Source organism: Caballeronia sp. BR00000012568055 (assembly GCF_029439455.1).
Taxonomy (GTDB): Bacteria; Pseudomonadota; Gammaproteobacteria; order Burkholderiales; family Burkholderiaceae; genus Caballeronia.
Genome location: NZ_JAQFVG010000086.1, coordinates 1 through 4,020, shown reverse-complemented (window position 1 = coordinate 4,020; position 4,020 = coordinate 1). Strand labels below are relative to the sequence as shown.

At 55.9% G+C, this 4,020-nt stretch carries 4 protein-coding genes; 1 reads left to right on the top strand and 3 read right to left on the bottom strand.

Going from position 1 to position 4,020, the window contains the following annotated elements:
• On the bottom strand, positions 1–517 hold a 517-nt coding region (locus tag P7F28_RS05900; RefSeq protein ID WP_277183554.1), incomplete at its 3' end, for a UTP--glucose-1-phosphate uridylyltransferase.
• A 130-nt stretch (positions 518–647) separates the two neighbouring features.
• A complete protein-coding gene (locus P7F28_RS05895) occupies positions 648–800 on the bottom strand; it encodes a hypothetical protein (protein ID WP_277183553.1) in 153 nt (50 codons plus the stop codon).
• A 184-nt stretch (positions 801–984) separates the two neighbouring features.
• On the opposite strand from P7F28_RS05895, the gene P7F28_RS05890 reads away from it, so the two are divergent.
• The gene (locus P7F28_RS05890; protein WP_277183552.1) at positions 985–2,127 is read left to right on the top strand and encodes an acyltransferase; all 1,143 of its coding nucleotides are present in this window, start codon (positions 985–987) and stop codon (positions 2,125–2,127) included.
• 47 nt (positions 2,128–2,174) lie between these two features.
• On the opposite strand, the gene P7F28_RS05885 is transcribed toward P7F28_RS05890, so the two are convergent.
• Positions 2,175–4,020: glycosyltransferase (locus P7F28_RS05885; protein ID WP_277183551.1), on the bottom strand; the 1,846-nt coding region annotated here is incomplete at its 5' end.

Genomic DNA, 4,020 nt, shown 5'->3' with positions numbered 1-4,020 from the left:
CGCCATACGAAGCGCTATCCTCACGTGCGATGCGTTCAACACCAATCACCGAGCTATGGTAATGATCGAATACTTCGACGAGTTGTTTCATCACGGGCGGCTCGCCGTGCAGCAAATCATCCGCGAGAATGACTGCAAAGGGCTGTCCGCCGACGAGCCGCTCCGCACATAGCACGGCATGTCCAAGGCCTAAAGCCGCCGGCTGCCGCACGTAAAAGCAATCAACATTTGCAGGCTTGATGCCGCGCACCGCTTCGAGCAACACCGCCTTGTTGCGCGCTTCGAGTTCGGCTTCGAGTTCATAGGATTTGTCGAAGTGATCTTCGATGGCGCGTTTGCCTCGCCCCGTCACAAATATCATTTCGGTCATGCCTGCGGCGATGGCCTCTTCCACCGCGTATTGAATGAGAGGCTTATCGACCACTGGCAGCATTTCCTTAGGACTGGCCTTGGTCGCCGGTAAAAAACGGGTGCCGAGACCTGCGACAGGAAATACCGCCTTGGTCACCTTGAGCATTTCTGCTTCCTCCAGATCGAAACCGGTTTTTGGTAGTTCCCCGGGTTGTCACTATCCACGCGCGGAGTTTCGCCACTCGTGCGCGCAGATATCCGGCTCTGCTGGCCGGTGTACATCATCGAGCGATACGTCAGTCCGCTTCGTCGTTATGCGATGCAGGCGAGCGATGCGCGCCGCGCTTGCGGAACGGATTCAGAGGGTCGTTACGCAATGCGTCGCGATAAGCGGACGCCGCGACCAGCACCAGCAGCACAGCGACGCCGGCAATTGCATGCATATCCATGATCGATATCCATTCGCCTTGATTTGAAGGCTCAGCGTAACGGAAAAAAATCGATAAATAATTGGACGAATTGAGCGCTAAAGCATGCACAGTCTTAGCGCACCTTTAGGCGATTTATTTGCTTAGGCGTGCTTTTACGTGTGCTCTAAGATGGGCCACCGTCTTAGCATTCTTAAGGTTCCAGATGAGCGATTCTTCCGTCTACGAGCCGCGCGCGGCTGCCTCTTCACCTACGCTTCCTCTAAACGCCGCCGACAACAAAGACGTCGCGATCAACGCATGGCGCGGCATCGCGGCGCTGCTGGTGGCATTTTTCCATTGCCGGCAGGTGACATGGGTCGGCATGCAGCAATTTCATCGCGCAGCGCCCGCGTGGGATGCGAATACCGTTATCAGCTATCTGACTTTTCCGATCGCATGGGGATCGGCGGGCGTGCCGATATTCTTTGTCATCAGCGGCTATTGCATTCATCGCGCGATGGCCCGACGTCTGATCGCCGATCCTTTGACGCCCTTAAACAGCGGCAATTTTTTGATGCGGCGCTTTGCGCGGATTTGCCCGGTATTGATTGCTGCTCTCGTGCTGACTTTTGCACTGGATTCGCTTAGTTCCACCTTCGAGCCGGTCAGTCACAAGATCAATCCGTTCGACTTGCAGGCGTTTCTCGTCAATCTTTTTTCCTTGCAAGGGATTGCGGGAAAGACGTTTGGATCGAACGGCGCGTTATGGACGCTTTCCATCGAAGTGCAGTTTTATCTCGTGTATCCGCTGTTGCTGGCTTTGCGGCGGCGTGTCGGCATGCGCGGCGTGCTGGTGTTTGTCGGTCTTGTGAATATCCTCTCGGCGCTTGTGTTTGAGCGGCATTTGATCGTCATTTTCACGTCGTATTGGTTTTCATGGACGCTCGGCGCGTGGATCGCCGAAGCCAAAGTGCAAGGCATTCGCGCGCCTGTTCGCTCTGGCATGATCGCGCTTTTGATCGCGTTGGCGGGATGCGGCGCGTTCAGCATCGCGCAATATGCGGCGTTTCAGCTTTGGGCGCTGGCCTTTGCCGTTTATCTCTTCGGCGCACTCGATAAACCCATGCGCGAATCTGCGTCTGTGCGCGCGTTTTCATGGCTAGGCGAGTTCAGCTTTTCGCTCTATGTCGTGCATCTGCCGATTTTCGTGCTGCTTGCTTCGGTGCTGTTTCGCTCGGCTTTGCAGATGGAGATTTGGGCTTGTTTTGGATTTACGGCTTGTGCGGTTGTGGTCGCTTATGGGTTTTATTTCCTGGTCGAGCGGCCCGCTATGGGATGGTCTGCGAGGTTGAAGCTTAAGCGATAGTCAAAAAAAAGCCGCCCTTGAAGGCGGCTAATTTCTTAAAGCCAGAATCAACTGCCCCGCTTCTTATTCCGCTCCGCCACATCCTCCAGAATCTTCTCGACGCTCTCCACATACTGTTTAGTTCCAAACCGGCTGGTGGCGTTTTCGAAGCCACGTTCAACCAGCCGGTCCACAAGCGGCGCATTTCCTTTAAGCTTTTCCAGCACGCGTGCGAGTTCTGCTGCATCTCCGGGAGCGCAGAGAATGCCGTTTTCGCCATCATTGACGATATCGGTCACGCCGCCTGCGCGCGTCGCCACCACGGGCCGTTTGGACAGCATGCCTTCGATAATCACGCGCCCGAACGGCTCAGGCATGATCGATGTATGCGTGACGACATCGACCGCTTTCATACAGGCAGCGATATCGTCCTGGAAGCCCAGAAAATGCACGCGATCCGCGAGACTATGTTCGAGCACGAACGCGCGTAGCTCCTTCTCGTAGTCGTCTTCGCCAAAGAGCGGCGCGCCGACCAATACCGCGTGCATCGTCGGCGCTTCGAGCAGTGCTTCGAGCAATACGTGTTGACCTTTCCAGCGTGCAAGACGGCTAAAGCAACCGACTAAGAACGCATCTTGCGGCAAGCCGAATCGCGCGCGCAGTTCGTGTTGCGCGACCATTTCGAGGTTCATGAACGGCTCGGCAGAAATGCCGTTGAACACGACATCCAACCGTTCCTCACGCAAGCGTGTCAACGCAGTCACCGCCGCTGCCGATGCGGTCGAATTCGCAATCACATGTTCGAGCATCAGTTTCGTGCACCACTTGATGATGGCGAGTTGCGTGCGGCCGAAGTGGTCTTCACTGACGATATCGCGCAGATGCCACACTACGGGCCGACGCGTAATCAATCCGGCGATCGCGCCGATCACCATTGCGCGTTGCGTATTCACGTAGATCACATCGGCGTTGCGCGATTTTTCCAGCGTGCCGCGCAAGAGTTTGAGCACGCCGCCGACCATGCCCGCGCCGGGCATCTTCATGCCGTCTTTCTGCACACCGCTCAGACTTTTGCCGTCGAGCACATCGACCTTGATGCCCACCGCTTCCAGCGCTATGCGGAAAGGGCCGTCATCGAACAATACGGTTTGTACATCGCCACGCATGCCCTTTACGAATTCGAGCATGGAAAGTTCTGCGCCGCCCAACGCGCCGCTTTGATCCATCGCCAGCACGCGCAAATCGCTCTTTTCTTCGGACTTCGTACTTTCGATTTGCAACGGCGGCAGCGTAAATTGCGGTGCTACGCGTGAAATATGCCGATGCAGCTCTTCTCTGAAGCGCTCATTCGAAAAGCGTTCGGCGTTATCGCGGCAATCTATCGCGCGAAATTCCAGGCCACCTGTCTCGAACATATCGACTGCATCGACAATAGCGTCTGCGGTCTGCATCGGAAAGAACATGCCCGTGGGCTGCGCATGCGATAGATCGCGCACGGTTTCGAGCGCGCCACCTTTGCCGTAGGCAATCACCGGTGTACCACACGCCTGCGCTTCCACGACCGAAATGCCGAAGTCCTCTTCCGCCGCGAACACGAACGCCTTCGCGCGGCGCATTTTCTCGTGCAGCACCGAAAACGGCTGATACCCCATGATCTCGACGTTGGCCCCTGCTTTAGCGCGTATTTTCGCCATATCGGGACCATCGCCGATCACGACCAGCTTGCGCCCAGGCATATGCACGAACGCTTCAACGATCAAATCGATTTTCTTATACGGCACCATGCGCGAAGCGGTCAGATAGAAATCTTCCTTCTCCTCGCACATATGAAAAGAAGCCACATCGACCGGCGGAAAAATCACGCGCGATGATCTTCGGTATACCTTATGAATTCTCCGTGAGATAAATTCCGAG